General features: G+C 66.5%; 21 protein-coding genes. 9 read left to right on the top strand and 12 right to left on the bottom strand.

Features of this window, described 5'->3' with window-relative positions; all coding sequences use genetic code 11:
• Positions 1–45 precede the first annotated feature (45 nt).
• Positions 46–1,428 (bottom strand): amino acid permease, encoded by a 1,383-nt coding sequence (locus AC3XQU_RS03895; RefSeq protein ID WP_489872828.1) that lies wholly within the window; start codon positions 1,426–1,428, stop codon positions 46–48.
• 459 nt (positions 1,429–1,887) lie between these two features.
• Between AC3XQU_RS03895 and AC3XQU_RS03890 the strand changes: the two genes are divergently transcribed.
• The gene (locus AC3XQU_RS03890; protein WP_489872827.1) at positions 1,888–2,475 is read left to right on the top strand and encodes a PEP-CTERM sorting domain-containing protein; all 588 of its coding nucleotides are present in this window, start codon (positions 1,888–1,890) and stop codon (positions 2,473–2,475) included.
• A gap of 64 nt (positions 2,476–2,539) precedes the next feature.
• Here the strand turns inward: AC3XQU_RS03890 and AC3XQU_RS03885 are convergent, their stop codons facing one another.
• The 4 genes from AC3XQU_RS03885 to AC3XQU_RS03870 form a co-directional block, all read right to left on the bottom strand.
• Complete coding sequence (locus tag AC3XQU_RS03885) at positions 2,540–3,490, bottom strand: retroviral-like aspartic protease family protein (protein ID WP_489872826.1); 951 nt, start codon at positions 3,488–3,490, stop codon at positions 2,540–2,542.
• A 95-nt stretch (positions 3,491–3,585) separates the two neighbouring features.
• Positions 3,586–3,951, bottom strand: a complete 366-nt coding sequence (locus AC3XQU_RS03880; RefSeq protein ID WP_489872825.1) for a hypothetical protein — start codon at positions 3,949–3,951, stop codon at positions 3,586–3,588.
• 201 nt (positions 3,952–4,152) lie between these two features.
• Positions 4,153–5,148 (bottom strand): amidohydrolase family protein, encoded by a 996-nt coding sequence (locus AC3XQU_RS03875; protein WP_489872824.1) that lies wholly within the window; start codon positions 5,146–5,148, stop codon positions 4,153–4,155.
• Between the two features lie 84 nt (positions 5,149–5,232).
• Positions 5,233–5,643, bottom strand: coding sequence for a secondary thiamine-phosphate synthase enzyme YjbQ (locus tag AC3XQU_RS03870; protein WP_489873198.1), 411 nt, complete (start codon positions 5,641–5,643; stop codon positions 5,233–5,235).
• Positions 5,644–5,768: 125 nt separating this feature from the next.
• Between AC3XQU_RS03870 and AC3XQU_RS03865 the strand changes: the two genes are divergently transcribed.
• On the top strand, positions 5,769–6,059 hold the full coding sequence (locus AC3XQU_RS03865) for a hypothetical protein (protein WP_489872823.1): 291 nt from the start codon (positions 5,769–5,771) through the stop codon (positions 6,057–6,059).
• Positions 6,060–6,080: 21 nt separating this feature from the next.
• Here the strand turns inward: AC3XQU_RS03865 and AC3XQU_RS03860 are convergent, their stop codons facing one another.
• The 6 genes from AC3XQU_RS03860 to AC3XQU_RS03835 all read right to left on the bottom strand — a co-directional run bounded on the left by AC3XQU_RS03860 (position 6,081) and on the right by AC3XQU_RS03835 (position 12,985).
• Positions 6,081–8,372 (bottom strand): putative bifunctional diguanylate cyclase/phosphodiesterase, encoded by a 2,292-nt coding sequence (locus AC3XQU_RS03860; protein WP_489872822.1) that lies wholly within the window; start codon positions 8,370–8,372, stop codon positions 6,081–6,083.
• A gap of 155 nt (positions 8,373–8,527) precedes the next feature.
• Positions 8,528–9,229 (bottom strand): MBL fold metallo-hydrolase, encoded by a 702-nt coding sequence (locus tag AC3XQU_RS03855; protein ID WP_489872821.1) that lies wholly within the window; start codon positions 9,227–9,229, stop codon positions 8,528–8,530.
• 57 nt (positions 9,230–9,286) lie between these two features.
• On the bottom strand, positions 9,287–10,093 hold the full coding sequence (locus tag AC3XQU_RS03850; protein WP_489872820.1) for a TlpA family protein disulfide reductase: 807 nt from the start codon (positions 10,091–10,093) through the stop codon (positions 9,287–9,289).
• Between the two features lie 57 nt (positions 10,094–10,150).
• Entirely contained in the window at positions 10,151–11,467 is a 1,317-nt protein-coding gene (locus tag AC3XQU_RS03845; RefSeq protein WP_489872819.1) for a hemolysin family protein, read from the bottom strand.
• Between the two features lie 184 nt (positions 11,468–11,651).
• Positions 11,652–11,951: a hypothetical protein gene (locus tag AC3XQU_RS03840; protein WP_489872818.1), complete on the bottom strand. Its 300-nt coding sequence runs from the start codon at positions 11,949–11,951 to the stop codon at positions 11,652–11,654.
• A gap of 140 nt (positions 11,952–12,091) precedes the next feature.
• Entirely contained in the window at positions 12,092–12,985 is an 894-nt protein-coding gene (locus AC3XQU_RS03835; RefSeq protein WP_489872817.1) for a LysR family transcriptional regulator, read from the bottom strand.
• An 86-nt stretch (positions 12,986–13,071) separates the two neighbouring features.
• Between AC3XQU_RS03835 and AC3XQU_RS03830 the strand changes: the two genes are divergently transcribed.
• The 3 genes from AC3XQU_RS03830 to AC3XQU_RS03820 all read left to right on the top strand — a co-directional run bounded on the left by AC3XQU_RS03830 (position 13,072) and on the right by AC3XQU_RS03820 (position 16,326).
• Positions 13,072–13,869, top strand: coding sequence for an NAD(P)H-dependent oxidoreductase (locus AC3XQU_RS03830; protein ID WP_489872816.1), 798 nt, complete (start codon positions 13,072–13,074; stop codon positions 13,867–13,869).
• A 50-nt stretch (positions 13,870–13,919) separates the two neighbouring features.
• Positions 13,920–14,318, top strand: coding sequence for a nuclear transport factor 2 family protein (locus tag AC3XQU_RS03825; RefSeq protein WP_489872815.1), 399 nt, complete (start codon positions 13,920–13,922; stop codon positions 14,316–14,318).
• Between the two features lie 115 nt (positions 14,319–14,433).
• Entirely contained in the window at positions 14,434–16,326 is a 1,893-nt protein-coding gene (locus AC3XQU_RS03820; protein ID WP_489873197.1) for a metallophosphoesterase family protein, read from the top strand.
• On the opposite strand, the gene hmgA is transcribed toward AC3XQU_RS03820, so the two are convergent.
• On the bottom strand, positions 16,323–17,618 hold the full coding sequence (hmgA, locus tag AC3XQU_RS03815) for a homogentisate 1,2-dioxygenase (RefSeq protein ID WP_489872814.1): 1,296 nt from the start codon (positions 17,616–17,618) through the stop codon (positions 16,323–16,325). The two genes, AC3XQU_RS03820 and hmgA, sit on opposite strands and share 4 nt — an antisense overlap.
• A 159-nt stretch (positions 17,619–17,777) precedes the next feature.
• Between hmgA and AC3XQU_RS03810 the strand changes: the two genes are divergently transcribed.
• The 4 genes from AC3XQU_RS03810 to AC3XQU_RS03795 all read left to right on the top strand — a co-directional run bounded on the left by AC3XQU_RS03810 (position 17,778) and on the right by AC3XQU_RS03795 (position 21,049).
• Positions 17,778–18,683: a LysR family transcriptional regulator gene (locus AC3XQU_RS03810; RefSeq protein WP_489872813.1), complete on the top strand. Its 906-nt coding sequence runs from the start codon at positions 17,778–17,780 to the stop codon at positions 18,681–18,683.
• Between the two features lie 79 nt (positions 18,684–18,762).
• The gene (gene hppD / locus AC3XQU_RS03805) at positions 18,763–19,851 is read left to right on the top strand and encodes a 4-hydroxyphenylpyruvate dioxygenase (protein WP_489872812.1); all 1,089 of its coding nucleotides are present in this window, start codon (positions 18,763–18,765) and stop codon (positions 19,849–19,851) included.
• 114 nt (positions 19,852–19,965) lie between these two features.
• Positions 19,966–20,319, top strand: a complete 354-nt coding sequence (locus AC3XQU_RS03800) for a CidA/LrgA family protein (protein ID WP_489872811.1) — start codon at positions 19,966–19,968, stop codon at positions 20,317–20,319.
• Positions 20,312–21,049 carry an LrgB family protein gene (locus AC3XQU_RS03795; protein WP_489872810.1) on the top strand — a complete coding sequence of 246 codons (738 nt, stop codon included), beginning with the start codon at positions 20,312–20,314 and terminating at the stop codon, positions 21,047–21,049. The genes AC3XQU_RS03800 and AC3XQU_RS03795 overlap by 8 nt, the downstream gene beginning before the upstream one ends.
• The last annotated feature ends 46 nt before the right edge of the window (positions 21,050–21,095 follow it).

Below are 21,095 nucleotides of genomic sequence, written 5' to 3'. Positions count from 1 at the left end.
TGCACTCCTCCCGCTTGATTCTTGACTGCGTGTCGCTTCATCCGGTCAGGCCGGGGCAACCCGTTGCGCGCCCCTATTGCGCTGGCGCATCCAGTAGCCCAGGCCCAGCAGCAATAGCCAGGCCGGAATCATGAACACCGACACCTGCAGGCCGGGTGTCAAATACATCACCACTACGATGCCGGCCAGGAAGGCCAGGCACAGGTAGTTCGTCAGCGGGAACAGCGGGCTGCGGAAGGCGGTGGCCTGGCCGGCCGCATCCTTGCGGCGGCGAAAGCGCAGGTGGCTCCAGCAAATCATGCCCCAGTTGATGACCAGGGCCGCCACGGCCAGGCCCATCAGCATGCCGAAGGCTTCGCGCGGGAGAAAATAATTGATACAGATGCAGATGCCGGTAGCGAACGCAGACACCGCCAGCGCCGCCAGCGGCACGCCGCGGCGGTTCACCTTCATCAGGGCGCGCGGCGCATTGCCCTGTTCCGCGAGGCCAAACAGCATGCGGCTGTTGGCATACACGCAGCCGTTGTAGACCGACAGCGCGGCGGTCAGCACGACCAGGTTGAGGATATTGGCCACTACGTTGCTGTCGAGGGCGGCGAAGATCAGCACGAAGGGGCTGCCGCCCAGCGCGACCTTGGTCCACGGGTAGAGCATCAAGAGCACGGCCAGCGCGCCGACATAGAAAATCGCGATGCGCCAGATCGCCTGGTTGATGGCGCGCGGGATGGTCCGCCCCGGATTGTCGGCCTCGGCGGCGGTGATGCCGATCATTTCCAGCCCGCCGAAGGAGAACATGATCACCGCCATCGACAGCGCCAGTCCGGCAAAACCGCTCGGGAAGAAGCCGCCGTGGCGCCACAGGTTGGCCACGCCCGCCTGCGGGCCGGCGGTGTCGCTCACCAGGAGATAGACGCCGAACACGATCATGCCGACCACGGCTGCGACCTTGATAATCGAGAACCAGAATTCGAGCTCGCCGAAAGCCTTCACGTTCATCAGGCTGAGCAGGTTGACCAGCACGAAGAAGCCGAGCGCCGACATCCAGGTGGGAATCTCGGGGAACCAGTACTGGATATAGATGCCGAGTGCCGAGAGTTCGGCCATGCTGACCAGGATGTACATGACCCAGTAGTTCCAGCCCGACATGAAGCCGGCCATGGGGCTGCCGTATTTCGCGGCGAAATAGCCGAAGGAGCCGGCGACGGGCTCGTCGACGATCATCTCGCCCATCTGGCGCATGATCAGGAAGGCGATCAGGCCGGCGAACGCATAGCCGAGCAGGGCCGAGGGGCCGGCCATCTGGATGGTCTGGGCAACGCCGAGGAACAGGCCGGTACCAATGGCGCCGCCGAGGGCGATCAGCTGGATGTGGCGGTTCTTGAGACCGCGCTTGAGTTCGTTACTTGCTTGGTGCTGCGGCTCGTTCATCGCTGGCCTCTGGGTCCGAAGGCAACAGTTGCCTTAAAGCCAGCGATTCTACTGCAAGGACGGCGCAGCGGGCGAAAACTTGCCCGTGCCCGTCCATGGCGCGTGCCTAGAAGCCGCGGTAGTTGCGTGGATAGCCCGAACGGCGTACCGATTTGCCGCCGAGTTTTTTCCAGAGGAAGCCTGCAATTGCCATCATGATCATTTTGCGCATCTTGTTCTCCATTGGATAGACAGCGTGTGCACGCTGCGATGGAGACAGCTTACCTGCTGGCGCGCGAAGGCGGCGCGAGCCTGGACCGGCGCTGCGCTGCCCGCGATTAAGCAATGCCTGTCGGATCTTTTTACACTCAGTATTTACGATGAGAAAAATTGCCTAAAGATTCAATATGTTGCATTGCTGGCATAGAGATTGCATATGAACATCATCGTAGTTCAAAATATAACCAAGGGAACCCTGAAATGAAAAAAATCACTGGCTCGATCGCCGTCCTGGCAGCATTACTGTGCAATAGCGTCGCAGCCGCGCCGCTGATGACCACCGAACTGCCGAAGAATGCCTACATCACCGTCGGCAAATACGACATCGCCTGGATCTCGCCATGGAGCCAGTTGACTACGCCGAGCGGCATCGATTTCTCCATCCAGTCGAAGTACGGCTGGGGCGCGATGACCAAGGCCATCTACAACGAAATCGGCGGCCTGGACGCCGACCAGTTCTCGTTCGTGGGCGCCAATGTCGACTACAAGACCGGCAACAACCTGGATGAAGCCAGCGGCGCACGCCTCGACTACGTGGTCAATGGCGCGCCGATGTTCGACGTGGCTGTCGCCACCCCATGGTTCACCCGCCACACCTGGATCGACTGGGGCCAGGGCCAGGTTGGCCAGTGGAGCCTGCTCGATGGCGACGTCGGTGGCGGCTGCGCCGGCGCTTGTAACGAGTCGCTGGCCGTGCGCCTGCACCAGGTGCCGGAACCGGCATCGCTGGGCCTGCTGGCCGCCGGCATCGCCGGCCTGGGCCTGTCACGCCGCCGCCGCAAGGCTTGAAGCGTCCTGCTTCGGCAATGAAAAGAGGCGCCTCGGCGCCTTTTTTCGTTGCTGCGGAAGGGGTTCAAGGTGCGGCAGCACCCGCCGCAGCCTGCGCCACCTGGCTGAAATAGATCCGGTTCTGGCTCATGGCGACGTACACGCGGTAGCGCTTGAGGAAGTCGGTGCCCAGCACCAGCATCTCGCCCGAGCGTTCCATGTTCACCAGGCGCAGGCTGAAGTCTTTCGTCTCCAGTTTGCCGATCGCCATCTGCGGCACGGGAACGGTCCAGAATGTCGAGTCGCGGTCATTCCATTTCAATCCGGGCTGCCCGCGCGTCGCGCCGGGCGATTCCGGGGTCAGACCCATGCGTTTGGCCGTGAACAAATCGAGGTAGGAGTGCGTGGTCGTGGTCGAGATCACGGCGTTGACGTCCTCGCCGTTGATGCGCACCTTGAACCAGGGGCGCAGGTCCTTGCGCTGCGGGTGGACCTGGAAGGGCACCGACGGCGTCTTCGGGTCCCAGTAGGCGAGCGGCGCGCGCAGGCAGCCGGTGGGCTTGAAGAACTTGAGGTAGCGGTCCTGCAGGTTGAGTTCGACGTCGTTGCGGAACAGGTAGTTGGCGCCGATGCGCGCGCCGACGCCCTCGTCGGTGAGCTTGTCGACCGCGAACCAGGCTTTGCGCAATTCGGTGGCGCCGATGGCGATATGCTCGATATTCGCGTTCAGCACGTAGACCCCGGCGTAATTGGTCTCGGAGCTGATCACCTTGACGCCCATGGCCTCCAGCGTGTCCTTGTCGAGCACGGTCGCATGCTGTCCGCCGCTGTCGATCAGGGCCTCGACCGGCTTGCCGTTGATGCGGGCCTCGGCCACCGGCACGCTGTCGCCGTGGAAGGTGAGCGGCAACGTCGCGACTTCACCAAGGACGCAGCCGGGCGGCAGCGACTGGGCCGATGCGGCGGTCGCGAGCAGGGCGGCGAAGAGGGCGCAGCCCAGAGGGCGCGCAAGACGGACGGGAAGGAGTGGGCGCATGACGGTCCTGAAGTGAATGTGCGGGGATTATAGGCAGGGGAGGCGGCGCCGGGAGTCCGGGCCATGCAATTACCCGGCGCGCATGGTTTGCGGCCTCAACCCGGCATCAGGAAGAAGGCGATCGCGCCCATCACGGTCGCCCCCATCATGGCCAGCACGAAGCCGGACATGCGCGCCAGCGAGCGCAGGCGCCGGCCTTTCTCGCGGCTGCGGATCAGGTAGACCGGGATGGCGACCGGCCCGATGCCGACCACGAAGGCATTCATCCAGCGCGAGCGGCGGAACATGCGCGCCTCGCTGTCCTGGCGGTACCAGTAATAAGGCAGGAAGTTGAGCAGGAAGGCGGTCAGGAGGATCCACCAGGCCGGCATCTGCATATGGGCCGCGGCGTACAGCGCTTCGGCCATGCCGCTGGCGAGCATGAGCGCCAGCAGCGCCCACAGGGTGTTCTTGGGTGTCATTCGTTCGGTGTCGACTGCGGTATTGTCTGCGGCGCCGGCCGCGCGCGGGTGCGTGCAGGCTAGCGAAGGCCGCGAGCATAGCAGCCGCCGGTGGCCCCGAAATTCAACAAAACTCACAATTGACACGAAAACGTGCCTGTCTGCGCCGATTATGCGCGGCAGGTGGCGCCAGGCCCGCCGCCGCGCCGCCGGCGGCGCTGCTCAGCGCAGGTAGGGCGCCACGTTGTTGGCGATGCGGTCGATTTCCGTGGGCGTGAGCGGCAGGGCGCGCAGGGCCGCCCAGGCCTGGCGCGGCTTCATGTTGGTGGGCGTGGCCGCGTCCGAGCCGTACAGGATCCTGTCGACCCCGACCTGGCGGATGCGTTCCACCATTTCGCGCGCGTGCAAGGGCGTGATAGCCGGCGTGGCGATCGAGGCGACGTCGAACCACAGGTTGCGGGTGTGCGGGTCCTTGCGCGCCGCGGCTTCGGCAAAGGCGCGCATCACCTCGTTGGCCGGCGGATCCTCGTAGCCGGGACCGGCGCCGGCCAGATGCGCCACCTGCACCACGATGTCGGTGGCCAGCGGCATCAGCTGCGTGAGGAAAGCCTGTGCCTGCGCCTGGCCATAGGGACGCTTGAGCGAGATCGAGGCGCGCATGTGCACGGCGATCGCCATGCGGTGCCGGTTGGCTGCGCGGAAGACTTCCTGCAGGCGGGCGATATGGGCCGGGTTCTCGAGCTGGACGTCGGAATTCCCGAAGTGCATCTTGATCCCGTGCCTGAGCTGCGGGTGGGCCGCGCAGCGTTCCAGTTCGGCCAGCGCATAGTCCTTCAGCGGGTTGAAGCCGCAGAAGGCGCGCAGGCGGCCAGGATATTTTGCGGCCTGGGCGCCGGTCCAGTCGTTTTCAAGCTTCACCTTGGCGTATTCGTCCTCGATCACGCGCGAGGGGCGGCCGTACATATAGGCCACCGACATCACGGCGGCGCGGCCGATCCCGGCCTCGTCGAGGTAGGCAATCAGGTCGGTCACCGGGATTTCCACCAGCGCGTCCGGGCCGGGCTTGGGCGCGATCAGCGCGATGATGCCGGGGCTGAACAGGTGCTGGTGGTGGTCGGCGGCGGGCGAGCCTGGCGCCGCTGCCGGGGTGGCCTGGCAGGCGCTCAAGGATAGCAGGAGGCTGGCCGTCGTCAGCAGCGCGGTGAGCAGGCGGGACATCGCGGTTCCTCTGGCGTGGAATGACACCGCAGCTTACCCAGCGCTGCCCGCGCTGTCCACGACAAACGGATACATATGGCGCAATCACATCACCGTGACCACCACGCGCCGCCGGTGCGGCGCAGTGCGGTGCTCGTACAGGTAGATGCCTTGCCAGGTCCCGAGCAGCAGGCGCGCGCCGCCCACCGGCACGGTCAGGCCCGACCCGGCAAGCATGGTGCGCACATGGGCCGCCATGTCGTCCGGGCCTTCGGCATCGTGGCGGTAGGCCGGGTCGGCGTCGGGCGCGAGCCGCGCCAGGATCGTCTCGAGATCGCGCCGGACGTCGGGGTCGGCGTTCTCGGTGATGAAGACCGAGCAGCTGGTGTGCTGCACGAACACGTGGGCCAGGCCGCACTGCACGCCGGATGCGCGCACCACGCCCGCCACCGCTTCGGTGATGTCGCGCGTGCCGCGCCCCGGCGTGGAAAAGTCGAGGATGCTCTGGTGCGCCATGGCTTGTCTCCGGGTGCTTGGTGATGCCATGATTATCCACCGATCGCGTCCCGGCTGCTTCCCCATCGCGTGGGCTACACTGCTGCCTGCAGGACGCACCGACTACCTTGAACAGGATGAACACGATGGATAACGCGACCCGGACTGAAATCGCGGCCCTGGGCCACAAGGCGCATGCGCTGACCGAGTCGGCCTACCGCCGGCATGCGGCCACGCGCGGCGACGCGGCATGGGCCGGCAAGCAGCGCATCCTGCTGGCCGACATGGCGCTGCACCTGCTGCAGACGGCGCTGCGGGAAGGCGAGCTGCCCGCCGATGAACTCAAGCGCAACCTGTACGCGATCCTGACGATCTCCGACCAGTTCCTGCCGGATGCGGGGCTGAAGGAAAGTGCCGGACGCTTGCTTGCTACCTGAGCCTGCCGGCGGCGCCGGCGCTCAAGCCGCCTTGATGGACAGCTGCGCCAGCAGGTCGTCGAGCGGCGCCGGACGCGAGAACAGATAGCCCTGCATGCAGGGGCTGCCGTTTTCGGCCAGGTACTGGGCCTGCTGCGCCGTCTCGATGCCTTCGGCCACCACGCGCAGGCCCAGGTGGTCGGCCATGGCCAGGATCGACTGCACGATCGCGGTGCCGTTGACGTCGTTCGGGGTGTCGCGGATGAAGCTCTTGTCGATCTTCAGTTCGTACAGCGGCATCTTCTTGAGGTAGGCCAGGTTCGAATAGCCGGTGCCGAAATCGTCGATCGAGAAGCGGATGCCCAGGGCCGCCAGTTCGTGCATGCGCGCGATGGTCTCGTCCAGGTCCTGCACCAGCAGGCCCTCGGTGACCTCGAAGATCAGCTGGCCGGCCGGGGCGCGGGTCTCGCGCAGGATGCTGCGCACGCCCTCGACGAAGTCGGCCTGGCGGAACTGCGCCGGGCTGACGTTGATCGACAGCGGGATCGGGTGGCCGGCCGCTTCCAGCCGCAGCCAGGAAGCGCAGGCTTCGCGCAGCACCCAGTTCCCCAGCGGGACGATCAGGCCGCTCGACTCGGCGATCGGGATGAACACGTCGGGCGGCACCAGCACGCCGTCGGCGCGGCGCCAGCGCATCAAGAGTTCGGCGCCGACCGGATGCTGGTTGCTGTCGACCTGCAGCTGCAGGTGCATCGCCAGCTCGCCGTTTTCCAGCGCGGATGCCAGGTCGCGCTCGAGCGTGAGCTTGCGCTCGGCCTCGGCCAGCATATTGGTCTCGAACAGGGCCACGCCGTTGCGCCCGCCGGCCTTGGCCTGGTACATGGCGGTGTCGGCTTCGCGCAGCAGGTCGTGGGCCGAGTGGCCCGACAGCAGCGGCAGCGCCACGCCGACGCTGCCGGTACAGCGGTAGGTATGCTCGTCGATGGTGACTTCTTCGCCCAGCGCCGCCAGCACCTTGTCGGCCACGGCCAATGCGGTCGCGGTGGCGGCATCGGTGTTCTCGCCCAGGTCGCCCAGCAGGACCACGAATTCGTCGCCGCCCAGGCGCGCCACGGTGTCGCGCTTGCGCACTACCGAACCCAGGCGCGCGGCGGCGTGCTTGAGCAGGGCGTCGCCGGTGGCGTGGCCGCGGGCGTCGTTGACGTACTTGAAGTTGTCGAGGTCGATGAACAGCACGGCGCCGAGCATGCCGGTGGCATTGCGGGTGGCGACCAGGGTATCCAGGCGCTCGGTCAGCAGGCGCCGGTTGGGCAGGCCGGTGAGCACGTCGTAGAAGGCCAGGCGGTGGATCTTGGTGTCGGAATTGCGGCGCTCGGTGACGTCGCGCCCGACCGCCACCCAGTGCGTGTTGCGGCCGGCCTCGCTGGCGAAGGGCACCATCTCCATCTGGACCCAGAACGGCTCGCCGGACTTGGTGTAGTTGATCAGCTCCGCGGTGACGGACTCGTTGCGCGCGACCGCGTCCAGGATGCGGTCAAGCTCGCGCGGATCGGTTTCCGGGCCATGCAGGATGCGCATGCTCTGGCCGATGATGTCGTCGCGGCTGTAGCCGGTGCGGCGTTCGAAGGCTTCGTTGGCGAAGATGATCGGCTGGTGGGCGCCCGGCTCGTCGACGGCCTGGGCGATGACCACCAGGTCGTTCAGGCGCGCCACCGCGGCCGACGTCAGGCGCAGCTCGGCGTTGAGCTCGTGCAGCTTGTCCTGCTTGGCTTCGAGCGATTCGGCAAAGCCCTGGATCTCGCCCAGGGTCTGGGACAGCCCCTTGAGCAGGGTGCCGCAGGTGATCGTGATCAGGGCGCCCACGCACAGGTAGTTGAGGGTGACGATCAGGGACGGCAGCAGGGTGCCGCCGCCCAGGCCCCTGACCACCAGCTCGGCGTGCCCGGACAGCCCCAGGCCGAGGATGATGGCGGCGCTGAGCAGGAGGGCGGCGAGCGCCTGCCGGGTGCCGAGCAGGATCACCGCCAGCACTGGCGGCGCCATCAGGAAGATCTGGCTGACGGCGCCCACCGTGAGCATCAGGCCGGTGCCGACCATGAACAGCACGGCGAGGAAATTCAGGACGCGCAAGGTGTAGGGCAGGCGGTCGTACGACCAGATCGCGAAGATCCAGCTCAGGGCGATGGCATCCATGACGGCGATCTGCCACATGCCCTGGCTCAGCGCCAGCGTGGCGCTGGGCACTGCGGCGACCGTGCCGAGCACGAGCACGGTCGACATCAGCTTGGTGAAGATCCGAAGGCGCCATTGCGCAATGTCGTAGAACTGTTTCATTCAGCGGCCCTGGTACGCATCGCTTCATGAATAGTTACTTCTGCGCACTACGTATTAACTAAAGGAAACAGGATACCTTAAGTATCGATTCCTGTCATGCGCCTTGAATGGAGGTGTTGTTCTACTGTCGCGCCTGGCGCGGCGCCGGCCGCCTTTCAGGCGCCGTGGGCCAGGCCGAGGTTGCGGTTGGCCGGCAGCGCGACGTCCATCAGCTTCGGACGCGGCAGGTTCAGGCCCGCCATCAGCACGACGAATTCCTCGCGCGAGCGCGCGGCCAGGCGCGCGTTGTGGCGCTTCTCCCAGCCGATCGAGGACAGCGACTGGCCCTTGTAGTCATGACCGGGCCAGACGCGGGTGGCGTCGTCGAGCGCGAACAGCTTGAGGGTGACGCTGTCGTACAGGGCACCGGCGCTGCCGCCCTGGAAATCGGTGCGCCCGCAGCCGTCCACCAGCAGGGTGTCGCCGGTGAACAGGTTGCCGCGCCACAGGTAGCACATGCTGCCCGCGGTGTGGCCGGGCGTGTGGATCACGGCGATATGCTCGCGCCGGCCGAAGCGCACCACGTCGCCGTCCTCGAACTGCACTTCGGCCGGCCCGATGCCGCATCCGCTCGGCACGCAGGCCTTGGCGCCGGTGAGCGCGCGCAGCTTGCCGGCCGAGGTGACGTGGTCGGCATGGGCATGGGTTTCCAGCACGTGGGTCAGCGTGAGGCCAAGGCGCTCGATGTGGCCGAGGTCGCGCTGCCAGTGGCGGTCGACCGGATCGATGATGACGGCGTCGCGGTTGTCCGGCGCGCACAAGATATACGTGTAGGTGGACGACTCGGCGTCGAACAGCTGGATCGGGGTGGCTTGCATGGGCTCTCCTGGGTGCGCGCTGTTGTACCACAAGCGCGGCCGTGCGGGAAGCCTGGCCTACCTTCCCATCGCCGCGAGCTTGTCGCGCAGGGTGGCTTCCGACAGCTCGCCCGCGTGGCGCGACTGCAGCATGCCGCGCGGGTCGTAGAACAGCGTGGTGGGGTAGCCGGGCGAGCCGGTGCGCGCCGACACCTGGGCGGCCGGGTCGATTACCACGTTCGCCATCTTCAAGCCCTGGTCCGCCAGATAGCGCGTGACGGTGGCCGCCGATTCCCCCTGGTTGACGAACACGAAGGCCACGCCCGGATTGGCCAGCTGCGCGGCGTGCAGGGCCGGCATCTCGCGCCGGCAGGGCGGGCACCAGGTGGCCCACAGGTTCACCACCAGCGGCTTGCCCTGGTAGCTGCGCAGCGCCACTTCGGCGCCATCGAGCCGCCGCACCACCAGGTCCGGCAGCGGGGCCCGCGCCGGCGCCATGGCGCGCTGCATCACGGTGCCGCCCAGCCAGACGGCGCCGCCCACCAGGGTCGCCAGCAGCAAGGGGCGCCGCAGCGGCGCATGGCGGCGGGTCAGTTCGGCGGCGATGGCGCAGGCCACGATCACGCCGACGCCGCGGTCGAAGCCGCCGTCGCGGATGTCGAAGGCGGAGAGGGGACTGGCCAGGAACAGGTCGTGGTGGCGCAGCACGAACACGGCGCGGGCGGCGAGGAAGCCGCCGATAAGGATCTTCCACAGCAGCGGCCCGGCGTCCAGGCCGTGGCGGCGGCGCTGCCATTCGGCCACGCCATTGGCGGCCAGGATGGCGGCAAGCACCAGCAGGGTGGCCACGGGAAGCAAGACCGGTCCGAGTTTGACGACGTCCACCGCATTGCTCCCGCTGTTGAGTTGGCGGGAGCTTACCGCAGAACGCTTAAGAGATGGTTAATCCAGCTCGGGTTCCGGCGCCGGCGGCGGATCGCGGCGCGTCACCAGGATGCGGTCGATCCGGTTGCCGTCCATGTCCATGACCTCGAAGCAGAAGCTGTCCCACTCGACGATGTCGGCCCCCTTCGGGATGTAGCCGAGCTGGTAGAGCAGGAAACCGGCCAGGGTGTGGTAGGCGCCGGTGTCTTCGCCGGGGAAGGTCGCGTTGGCCGCGAGCAGGTCGCGGAAGCGGTCGAGCGAGACGCCGCCATCGAGCAGCCAGCTGCCGTCCTGGCGCTGCACCGCATCGGCATCGTGCTCTTCGCCGCCGACCGCCACGTCGCCCACCAGCGCGCTCATGATGTCGGAGAGCGTGACCATGCCCTGGATGTCGCCGTATTCGTCGACGATCAGGGCCAGTTCGGCGCGGTTCTTCTTGAACATCTCCAGCAGCACCATGGCGCCCACGGTCTCGGGCACATACAGCAAGTCCTGCACCGCGCCGTCGATGTCGATCGCATCGATCGAACCGACCTGCACCGCCTGCGCCAGCAGGTCGCGCGCCAGCACGTAGCCCAGGATGTGCGAGCGGTCGCCGCGGCAGACCAGGAAGCGGCTGTAGGGCTGGGAGACGATGGTCTGGAGGTTGGCGGCGCGGTCCTCGGCCAGGTCGAGGATCACCAGGTCCACGCGCGGCGTCATCAGGGACTTCAGGTGCTGGTCGTCCAGGCGCAGGGCGCGCGAGACGATGTCGTATTCGGTCTTCTCGAACACGCCCGTATCGGCGCCTTCCTTGATGATGCCGGCGATGTCTTCTTCGGTGGGTGCTTCTTCCTTGGCCTGGTGGATGCCCATCAGGCGTACGATGGCATTGGTGCTCAGCGACAGGAACTTCACGAAAGGCGACATCAGCACCGACAGCGTGCGCAGGGGCGGTGCGATCAGGGTGGCGACCATCTCCGGGTAGGCCATCGCGATCCGCTTGGGCACCAGTTCGCCGAAGATGATCGAGGCCACCGTGATCACGAGCACCACGATCGCCAGCGCGACTTCGCGCGCATACGGGCCGATGCCGGGCAGGGTCTCGAGGTGGGGCGTGAGGTGGCTGACCAGCGAGGCTTCGCCGAAGGCGCCGTTGAAAATGCCGATCAGGGTGATCCCGACCTGCACGGTCGAGAGGAAGTGGCTGGGATCGTCGGCCAGCCTGAGCGCGGCGCGCGCCCCGCGGCTGCCTTCCTCGGCGCGCCGTTCCAGGCGCATGCGCTTGGCCGACACCAGCGCCAACTCGCTCATGGCGAACACCCCGTTCATCAGAATCAGGATGGAGATGATCAATATGTCGGTCAACACTGGCGCACAGGCCTTTCGCGGGCAAGCCGGGCCGTGTCCGGGCGCGCGGGGATTGCGCACGGCACATCATAGCCTGCCGGGCCCCAAACCTGCCGCACGATCATGACAAAAGGCTAATTCGACGGTTTCCTGCGGCTTGGCCGGCGGCCCGGCCAGCTGTTCCTTGCCGTCAAGGCAGGGTCATGTCCAGGCTGAGTTGGCCGAGGATGAAGAAGGTGGCCAGCCCCAGGCCCAGGAGCGACAGCACGAACAGGGCTGCCGCCTTGCCGGCCGCGCGCAGCACGGCGCGCTTTTCCATCGCCTGCTCCTTGTTCGCTTGATCGAAGTGCCATTTGATGGCGAAGAACATGCCGGTGCCCAAGGCGAGAACCTTGAACGTGCCGGCGACGATGGGGAACCAATCCATGATGAAGACTTCCGGGTGACGTGCCGCATACGGATGAGACAGGGGCACGGCAGCTTTCAGCATGCCGGGAGCCCTTGCTCGGCGTGATGGCCATTGTACGGAAAGGCAGGCCTCCTGCATCCGGACAAAATGTCTCAGTTGCAAGCAAGACAAGAGCGTGGCGCCGATCCGGCCTGTGGCGCTCTGCCGCACGGCAGCTTGCGTCATACCGAGCCGGCGATGGTCTCGCGCAGCCACTGGTGAGCCGGGTCGCGGTGGGAGCGCTCATGCCACAGCATCACCATGTCATAGGCGGGGACATCGACCGGGGGCGCGACGATCTGCAGCGCACGGGTGCTGCGCGCCAGCCGGGAAGGCAGCATGGCGACGAGGTCGGTACTGGCCAGCACGGACATCATGAACAGGAAGTGCGGGACCGAGAGCACGACCTTGCGCGCCACGCCCGCCTTGGCGAGCACCGCGTCGGTCGCCCCGAGGAAACCGCCGCCGTCGGGCGACACGATGACATGCTCGAGTTCGCAGAACTGCGCCAGCGTCAGTCGCGGCCCCAGGCGCGGGTGGCCCACTCTGCCGGCAAGCACATAGCGCTCGGCGAACAATAAACGGCGGCGTAGCCCTAACGGGGACCCTTCGGCGGTATGCAGGGCCAGATCGATCTCGCCCTGCTCGGCCTGCCTGGCTATGTGGGCCGGGACCAGGTCGAGCACGGCCAGCCGGGTTGCCGGCGCCAGCGAGCGCATGCCGGCCATCGCAGGAAGGAGGATCGACGATCCGCTGGAATCGGAGGCGGCGATGCGCCAGGTACGGTCGGACTGCGCCGGGTCGAACGGCCGGGCCGGCGCGACGGCGAGCTCGAGCGTTTCGAGCGCTTCGCGCAGCGGCTGAAGCAATTCTTCCGCGCGCGCGGTGGGCCGCATCCCGCGCGGCCCGGGAAGCAGCAGCGGATCCCCGAAGATATCGCGCAATTTGGCGAGATGCACGCTGACGGACGGCTGCGACAGGTTGAGGCGGCGCGCCGCACGCGTGACGTTCCGCTCGGCCAGCAGCACGTCGAGGGTCACCAGCAAGTTCAGGTCGAGCTTACGCAAATTAAGCATGTTAATAGCTTGTATGTGGATTATTCATTTCCAATATACCAGTTGCGGATCTATCCTGAATTTTTCCAACCATTGAAAGACCAGCGATGAACGTCCTTCTCGTATATGCGCATCCGGAACCACAATCCTTGAACGGCGCGTTGAAAGCATTCACCATGCAAAGGCTGCAAGACGCCGGGCATGCAGTGCAGGTGTCGGACCTGTACGCCATGGAGTGGGAAGCCTCGATCAGCGCGCAAGACAGCACCCGGCCGCAGTCCAACTCCCATTTCAGTGTCGCCTCCGAATCGATGCATGCCTTCCAAAACGGCCATCAAAGCCCGGACATCGCCAGCGAGCAGGAAAAGCTGCTGTGGGCCGACGCGGTCATTCTCCAGTTTCCTTTGTGGTGGTACTCGATGCCGGCCATTCTCAAGGGCTGGGTGGAGCGGGTCTATGCCTGCGGCTTTGCCTACGGCGTCGGCGAGCATTCCGATACCCACTGGGGAGACCGTTTCGGCGAGGGCACCCTGGCCGGAAAACGCGCCATGCTGATGGTCACGGCCGGTGGCTGGGAATCGCATTACGCTCCGCGCGGCATCAACGGCCCGATGGACGACATCCTCTATCCGATCAACCACGGCATCCTGTTCTATCCGGGCTTCGACGTCATGCCGCCCTTCGTGGTGTACCGCACCGGCAGCATCGATGCGCCCCGGTTCGCGCAGATCCGCGAGGAACTCGGGAACAGGCTCGATACGCTCTTCAGCGCCGATCCGATCGCGTTTCGTCCTCAGAACAAGGGCGATTACGAGATCCCGGCACTCACGTTAAAGGCCGCCATCTTGCCCGGCCAGTCCGGACTGTCGATCCACATCGACGATGCGCGAGCGTCCTCGATCTGATGTGTACCGCGGCGGCAGCCCCGCTTGGCGTGCTTTGAAAAGGAAATTCCATGGATGTGAATACCAACAAACATCTGGTCGGCCGCTTTCTCGCTTGCTTCGACAGCGCGCGGACCGACCACATCCTCGAGATGATGGACGAGGATGCCAGCTGGTGGGTCAACGGCAAGCCGCATCTGTTCCCGTTTGCCGGCTTGAAGCACAAGGCGGAGATGCAGTCTGTTTTCGATGCGCTGTTTTCCTTCTTCGAGGGCGGCTTGAAAATGGAAGTGAACAGTGCGATCGGAGAGGGAGACAGCGTCGCGGCCGAAGTGGTCTCGCATGGAATGACGAAAACCGGAAAGCGCTATGCAAACGAGTACCACATCCTGTTTCGCTTCCGTGAAGGGAAGATCCTCGAGGTCCGCGAATATACCGATCCGATGCATGCGGTCGAGGTGATGGCCTAGCCCATCGACCGCGCCGTGCTCGGGCCGCCGGCCCTGTCTGCTACACTGTTTTGGTCATTCAACCAGCCCAGCGCCGCGATTGCCCCAGCTTCCTGTCTCCGATGCCTTGCCGCCCGTGCTTGCCGGCCCGATCCTGCGCCGCCTCGAGCCGGGCCGCCTGGTGTTGTGGCTGGTCGGCAGCGCGCCGCTCGACCTGATCCTGGTGCTGGCGCCCGAGGCAGGCGCGTCCCGGCGCTTGCAGCTGGACGCGCAGAGCTGCCGCGTCCTGCCGGTCGGCCGCCACGCCTGGGTGCACCTGATCGACGTCGCGCTGCCGCAGGCGCTGCCGCTCGACATGGTCATCGAATACGACCTGCTCCTTGCCCAGGAAGATGGCGCCGCCATCGGTATCGGCGACTATGCGCCGCACCTGCTGCATGCCGGCGCGAGCCGGCCGAACCTGGTGCTGCGCAGCCGCAGCGACAACATCCTGTACGGCTCCTGCCGCAAGCCGCACCATCCGGCGCGCGACGGCCTGGCGCGCGCCGATGCCATCATCGCCGAACACCTTCACCAAGCCGACGAGCGGCCCGCCATGCTCATGCTGTGCGGCGACCAGGTGTATGCCGACGACGTGGCGGGGCCGATGCTGGCGGCGATCCATGCGCTGGTGCGGCGCCTGGGGCTGTATGGCGAGACGCTCGAGGGCGCGGTGGTGGCCGACAGCGAGGCGCTGTACGCCCATCCGGCCAGCTATTACCGGCGCGTGGAGCTGCTGCCCGCGGTCAGGTCCAACGAGGCGCTGCGCGACCGCTTTTTCGGGGGCAGCGAAAAGCCGATCTTCACCACGGCCAACGCCCATAACCACCTGGTCACCCTGGCCGAGGTGATGGCCATGTATCTGCTGGTATGGTCGCCCGTACCATGGCAACTGGTGGCCGATGCGCCGGCCCCCCGGATGGACCAGGCGCATGCCCAGCGCTGGGCGCGCGAGTCGCACGCACTGGCGGGCTTCCGGCGCGATCTGCCGCGTGCCGCGCGGCTGCTGGCGCATGTGCAGACCCTGATGATCTTCGACGACCACGACATCACCGACGACTGGAACCTCTCAGCCAAGTGGGAGACCACCGCCTACGGGCACCCGTTCTCGCGCCGCATCGTGGGCAATGCCTTGATCGCCTACATGCTGTGCCAGGGCTGGGGCAACCGCCCCGAGGTGTTCGGGACGATGCTCGACGCGATGGCGCGGCTCACTGCCACCGCAGCCGGCGACGGCCGCCTGGACGCGCCCTTGCAGGACGCGCTGGTCACGCGCCTGCTGGCGTTTCGCCAATGGGACTTCGTCATCCGCACCAAGCCGACGATCATCGTGCTGGACACCCGCACCCGGCGCTGGCGCAACCGGCGCCGGCCCGGCCATCCTTCGGGCCTGATGGATTGGGAATCCCTGTGCGAGCTGCAGCACGAGCTGCTGGACGAGACGGCCGCCGTCATCGTCTCGCCGACGCCCATGTTCGGGGTCAAGCTGATCGAGGTGGTGCAGCGGATTGCTACCTTCGCCGGCCTGGCCCTGACGGTCGACGCCGAGAACTGGATGGCGCACCGGGGCGCTGCCAGCAGCATGCTCAATATCTTCCGCCACTCGCGCACGCCGGGCAATTACGTGGTGCTGTCGGGCGATGTGCACTATTCGTTTGCCTACGACGTCGAGGTGCGTGGCTCGGAGCGCTCGCCGCATATCTGGCAGATCACCAGCAGCGGCATCAAGAACGAATTCCCGCCCCGCCTGCTCGACTGGCTCGACCGCCTCAACCGCTGGTTGTATTCGCCGCGCTCGCCGCTGAACTGGTTCACCCAGCGCCGCGACCTGACCTTCACGCCGCACCTGCCCGCAGGGCGCCGGCACGGCGAGCGGGTCTGGAACGGGGCCGGCATCGGCCAGGTGTGGCTCGACGCGCAAGGGCGCCCGGTGCGCATCGTGCACCACAATGCCGACGGCCGGGAGTCCACCCGCTTCCTGGCGCCTTAAGGCGCGAGCCGGAAGTTCTTCTGGATACCGGCCCAGCACTGCTGGTAATCGGCCTGGCGCTGTTTCGAGGCCAGCGCATAGGGAGTGGGCACGATCACCTGGCGCGTCTCGAACATGAAGGCCATGGTGTCGGCCACCTTGTGCGGCTGCGAGGTGTCGCTGCTGCTCGCCTTGGCGAAGGTGGCCGCGTCCGGCCCGTGTCCGCTCATGCAGTTGTGCAGGCTGGCCCCGCCCGGGTTGAAGCCGTCGGCCTTGGCGTCGTAGGCGCCGTGGATCAGGCCCATGAATTCGCTGGCCACGTTGCGGTGGAACCAGGGCGGGCGGAAGGTGTCTTCGCCGACCAGCCAGCGCGGCGGGAAGATCACGAAGTCCAGCGTGTCCACCCCGGGCGTGTCGCTGGGCGACTGCAGCACCAGGAAGATCGACGGGTCCGGGTGGTCGTAGCTGATCGAGCCGATCGCGTTGAAGTGGCGCAGGTCGTATTTATAGGGCGCGTAGTTGCCGTGCCAGGCGACGACGTCCAGCGGCGAGTGGCCGATGGATGCTTTCCACAGGCCGCCGCAGAACTTGGCGACCAGCTCGAAATTGCCCTCGATGTCTTCGTAGCGGGCCACGGGGGTGAGGAAGTCGCGCGGGTTGGCCAGGCCGTTCGAGCCGATCGGGCCCATGTCGGGCAGCTGCAGGAGGGCGCCGAAATTCTCGCAGATATAGCCGCGTGCTTCGCCGTCAGGCAGATCGACCCTGAACCGCACGCCGCGCGGGATCACGGCAATCTCCTGCGGCGCGACGTCGAGCAAACCGAGCTCGGTGTGGATGGCCAGGCGCCCGAGCTGGGGCACGACCAGCAGTTCGCCGTCGGCGCTGTAGAAATACCGCCCCTGCATCGGCTTGTTGGCCGCGTACAGGTGGATCGCGCAGCCGCTCATGGCTTCGGGCGAGCCGTTGCCGGCCATGGTGACCCAGCCTTCCAGGAAATCGGTGGGGGCGTCCGGCATCGGCAGGGGGCTCCAGCGCAGCTGGTCGGGCGGCGCCGGGGTGTCGAAGCGGCTCACGATGCGGCCCGCATCCATCGCCTCGAAGGCGCCATGCACGGCGGCCGGGCGAATCCGGTACAGCCAGGAGCGGCGGTTGTGGCTGCGCGGCGCGGTAAACGCCGTGCCGGAGATCTGCTCGGCATACAGGCCGTAGGCCACGCACTGCGGCGAATTGCGGTGCTGCGGCAGGGCGCCCGGCAGCGCCTCGGTGGCGAACTCGTTGCCGAAGCCTGACTGGTAGCCTGGGTGCTGGCTCATGCTGGAATCTCCTGGATTGCGGGGTCGTTGAGGTAACGCGGGCTACTGTAGAAGAATTCACACTACTTTACGAGATGAATAGCGAAATGTAGACTATTCATCAAGCAAATACTGCTATTCCTGCGCGAGCCCCGCGCCCACAATGCACGCCGAGACCCCATGATCGAACCGCACGCCATCGACCTGAACCTGCTGTCGGTCTTCCAGGAAGTCTACCGGGAACGCCAGATTTCCGCGGCCGCCAAGCGCCTGGGACTGTCCCAGTCGGCAGTGAGCAATGCGCTGGCGCGGTTGCGGCGCAGCTTCGGGGACGAGCTGTTCGTGCGCACGGCGACCGGCATGCAGCCGACCCCGCTGGCGACGCAGATGGCCGAGCCGATCGGGGTGGCGATGGCGCAGGTGGCGCTGGCCCTGAACCAGCGCAGCCGCTTCGATCCGGCCACCAGCGGCAGGCGCTTCGTGCTGGCGATGACGGACGTGGGCGAGATTTATTTCATGCCGGCGCTGATCGAGCGCTGCCGCGTACTGGCGCCGCTGGTGGAAATCAGCTCGGTGCGGGCCGCGGCGGCGGCGCTGAAGGAAGAGATGGAAAGCGGGCGGGTCGACCTGGCGATCGGCCCGTTCGAGGACGTGTCGGAAGCGCTGTACCAGCGCCAGCTGTTTCGCCAGCCGTACGTGACGATGTTCCGCAAGGGGCATCCGCTGGGCAAGGGCCCGATGACGCTGGCGCGTTTCGTGCGCGCCGAGCACGTGCTGGTGGCGTCCGGCGAAAGCCCGTACGAGCGCGTCAACGCGCTGCTCGAACGGGCCGGCGTGGGCCCCTCGGTGCGCTTCCGGGTGCCGCATTTCACCGCGGTGCCGTATATCGTCGGCACGAGCGATCTGGTGGTGACGGTGCCGCAAAAACTGGCCGAGCGCGCCGCGGCGCCGTTCGGGCTCGAATGGATGGTGCCGCCTTTGGAACTGCCGCCGCTGCAGACGAATGTGTTCTGGCACCGGCGCTACAACCAGGACCCGGGCAACCAGTGGCTGCGCGGCTTGCTGGCGGAAGTATTCGCAGAATAAGCAACAAGCGAGAGAACACGCATGACCCGGCCGCACCAGACGGCGGCCGGCTTGATCAACGACATACAAGGAAAGAACAATGGCAGACCTGTTTGAGAATCCCATGGGCCTGATGGGCTTCGAGTTCGTCGAGTTCGCGTCGCCGACGCCGGGCGTGCTGGAAGCGGTGTTCGCGCAGCTGGGCTTCACCAAAGTCGCGGTGCACCGCTCGAAGCAAGTCGCCTTGTATCGCCAGGGCGGCATCAACTTCATCATCAACAACGAGCCCAAGAGCTACGCAGCCTACTTCGCCGCCGAGCACGGCCCGTCGGCCTGCGGCATGGCCTTCCGCGTGAAGGACGCGCACAAGGCCTATGCGCGCGCGCTGGAACTGGGCGCCCAGGCGGTCGAGATCCCGACCGGCCCGATGGAACTGCGCCTGCCCGCCATCAAGGGCATCGGCGGCGCGCCGCTGTACCTGATCGACCGCTTCGAAGAAGGCAAGTCGATCTATGACATCGACTTCGAATTCATCGAGGGCGTCGAGCGCAACCCGGTCGGCCACGGCCTGAAGATCATCGACCACCTGACCCACAACGTCTACCGTGGCCGCATGGCCTTCTGGGCCAACTTCTACGAGAAGCTGTTCAACTTCCGCGAGATCCGCTACTTCGATATCAAGGGCGAGTACACCGGCCTGACCTCGAAGGCGATGACGGCGCCGGACGGCATGATCCGCATCCCGCTCAACGAAGAAGGCAAGGCGGGCGGCGGCCAGATCGAGGAATTCCTCATGCAGTTCAACGGCGAAGGCATCCAGCATATCGCCCTGCTGTCGGACGACCTGATGAAGACGGTGGACTCGCTGCGCGCCGCCGGCGTGCCGCTGATGGCCGCGCCGCCGGAAACCTATTACGAAATGCTCGAAGGCCGCATCCCGGGCCACGGCGAGAATGCCGACGAACTGAAGTCGCGCGGCCTGCTGCTCGACGGCAGCGTCACGGACGGCAATCCGCGCCTGCTGCTGCAGATCTTCTCGACCACCCAGCTCGGACCCGTGTTCTTCGAGTTCATCCAGCGCAAGGGCGACGACGGTTTCGGCGAGGGCAATTTCAAGGCGCTGTTCGAGTCGATCGAGCGCGACCAGGTGCGGCGCGGGGCGATCGCGGGGGCTGCGGCCGAAGCGTAAGGTTTCGGCTTTTGCAGAAGGTCCACTTGGGCCCCGGCGAAGGCCGGGATCCAGGTTTGGGCGCACGCCGCCACTGCCATTTGCTATGCTGAGCGCGATCCCCAAGGAGCGCCCATGCTGCCCGCATTTACCATCCTCCTGCTGTTCCAATGCCTCGGCGAAGGCATCGTCTTCATGCTCGGCCTCCCGCTGCCGGGGCCCGTGGCCGGCATGCTGCTGCTGATGGCGGCGCTGGTCGCCCATCCGCCCTTGATGGACGCCGTGGAGCAGGGCGCCAACACCTTGCTGTCGCACCTGTCGCTGCTGTTCATCCCGGCCGGCGTGGGCATCGTCGCCACCGTCGGCAGCGGTAGCGGGCACTGGCTCGCCATCCTCGCGTCGCTGGTCGCCAGCACGATGCTGACGCTGGCCGTCACCGGCCTGCTGCTGCGCGGCCTCGAGGCCGGGACGAAAGCAGACGATGCCTGACTTCACGGGCCTGGGCCAGTTCTGGGTCTATCTATCGGCCTCGCCCTTGCTGGGGCTGACCATGACCCTGTGCGCCTACCTGGCGGCCCAGCGCGTGTTCGTGTACTTCGGCGGCTCGCCCCTGGCCAACCCGGTGGCGATCGCGATCGGACTGATCGCGCTGGCGCTGTGGTTTTCCGGCATGTCCTACGGCCGCTATTTCGCCGGGGCCCAGTTCGTGCATTTCCTGCTCGGCCCTGCGACGGTGGCGCTGGCCGTGCCCCTGGTGCGCCAGCTGCCGCGGCTACGGCGCGCCTTCCTGCCGCTGGCCTGCGCGCTGCTGGCAGGCTGCGTGACGGCCATCGTGTCGGCCGTGTCGGTCGCGGTGCTGCTGGGGGCGACGCCCGAGCTGGCAGCCACGCTGGCGCCGAAATCCGCCACCTCGCCGATCGCCATGGCGGTGACGGAGCGCCTTGGCGGCATCCCTTCCTTTACTGCGGCCCTGGTGGCCGGCACCGGCATCTTCGGAGCAATCGTCGCGCGCTACGTGTTCGACGCCCTGCGCATCGGCTCGCCGGCGGCGCGCGGCTTCGCGCTCGGCCTCGCGGCCCATGGCATAGGAACGGCGCGTGCCTTCCAGGTCAGTGCGGAGATGGGTGCGTTCGCCGGGTTAGCGATGGGACTGAATGGCGCGATGACGGCCTTGATCGCGCCGTGGCTGGCGCCGATGGTGATGCGGTGGTTTGCTTGAGAGGTGTGCGCCGATGTTGCGTGGCTGCGGCCAAAGCGTCAGGCTG

This window comes from Telluria sp. AZSoR62 (assembly GCF_058111565.1).
Note: the sequence above shows the minus strand (reverse complement) of the source record. Positions and strands in the feature narration are given on the sequence as shown.

Bases quoted from the DNA above. Each gene is read 5' to 3' on its own strand.
- AC3XQU_RS03855 (WP_489872821.1), bottom strand. From the start codon at position 9,229: ATGCAAGCCACCCCGATCCAGCTGTTCGACGCCGAGTCGTCCACCTAC.
- hppD (WP_489872812.1), top strand. From the start codon at position 18,763: ATGGCAGACCTGTTTGAGAATCCCATGGGCCTGATGGGCTTCGAGTTC.
- AC3XQU_RS03825 (WP_489872815.1), top strand. From the start codon at position 13,920: ATGGATGTGAATACCAACAAACATCTGGTCGGCCGCTTTCTCGCTTGC.
- hmgA (WP_489872814.1), bottom strand. From the start codon at position 17,618: ATGAGCCAGCACCCAGGCTACCAGTCAGGCTTCGGCAACGAGTTCGCC.
- AC3XQU_RS03800 (WP_489872811.1), top strand. From the start codon at position 19,966: ATGCTGCCCGCATTTACCATCCTCCTGCTGTTCCAATGCCTCGGCGAA.
- AC3XQU_RS03870 (WP_489873198.1), bottom strand. From the start codon at position 5,643: ATGGCGCACCAGAGCATCCTCGACTTTTCCACGCCGGGGCGCGGCACG.
- AC3XQU_RS03860 (WP_489872822.1), bottom strand. From the start codon at position 8,372: ATGAAACAGTTCTACGACATTGCGCAATGGCGCCTTCGGATCTTCACC.
- AC3XQU_RS03810 (WP_489872813.1), top strand. From the start codon at position 17,778: ATGATCGAACCGCACGCCATCGACCTGAACCTGCTGTCGGTCTTCCAG.
- AC3XQU_RS03875 (WP_489872824.1), bottom strand. From the start codon at position 5,148: ATGTCCCGCCTGCTCACCGCGCTGCTGACGACGGCCAGCCTCCTGCTA.
- AC3XQU_RS03880 (WP_489872825.1), bottom strand. From the start codon at position 3,951: ATGACACCCAAGAACACCCTGTGGGCGCTGCTGGCGCTCATGCTCGCC.
- AC3XQU_RS03885 (WP_489872826.1), bottom strand. From the start codon at position 3,490: ATGCGCCCACTCCTTCCCGTCCGTCTTGCGCGCCCTCTGGGCTGCGCC.
- AC3XQU_RS03830 (WP_489872816.1), top strand. From the start codon at position 13,072: ATGAACGTCCTTCTCGTATATGCGCATCCGGAACCACAATCCTTGAAC.
- AC3XQU_RS03795 (WP_489872810.1), top strand. From the start codon at position 20,312: ATGCCTGACTTCACGGGCCTGGGCCAGTTCTGGGTCTATCTATCGGCC.
- AC3XQU_RS03835 (WP_489872817.1), bottom strand. From the start codon at position 12,985: ATGCTTAATTTGCGTAAGCTCGACCTGAACTTGCTGGTGACCCTCGAC.
- AC3XQU_RS03890 (WP_489872827.1), top strand. From the start codon at position 1,888: ATGAAAAAAATCACTGGCTCGATCGCCGTCCTGGCAGCATTACTGTGC.
- AC3XQU_RS03865 (WP_489872823.1), top strand. From the start codon at position 5,769: ATGGATAACGCGACCCGGACTGAAATCGCGGCCCTGGGCCACAAGGCG.
- AC3XQU_RS03895 (WP_489872828.1), bottom strand. From the start codon at position 1,428: ATGAACGAGCCGCAGCACCAAGCAAGTAACGAACTCAAGCGCGGTCTC.
- AC3XQU_RS03840 (WP_489872818.1), bottom strand. From the start codon at position 11,951: ATGCTGAAAGCTGCCGTGCCCCTGTCTCATCCGTATGCGGCACGTCAC.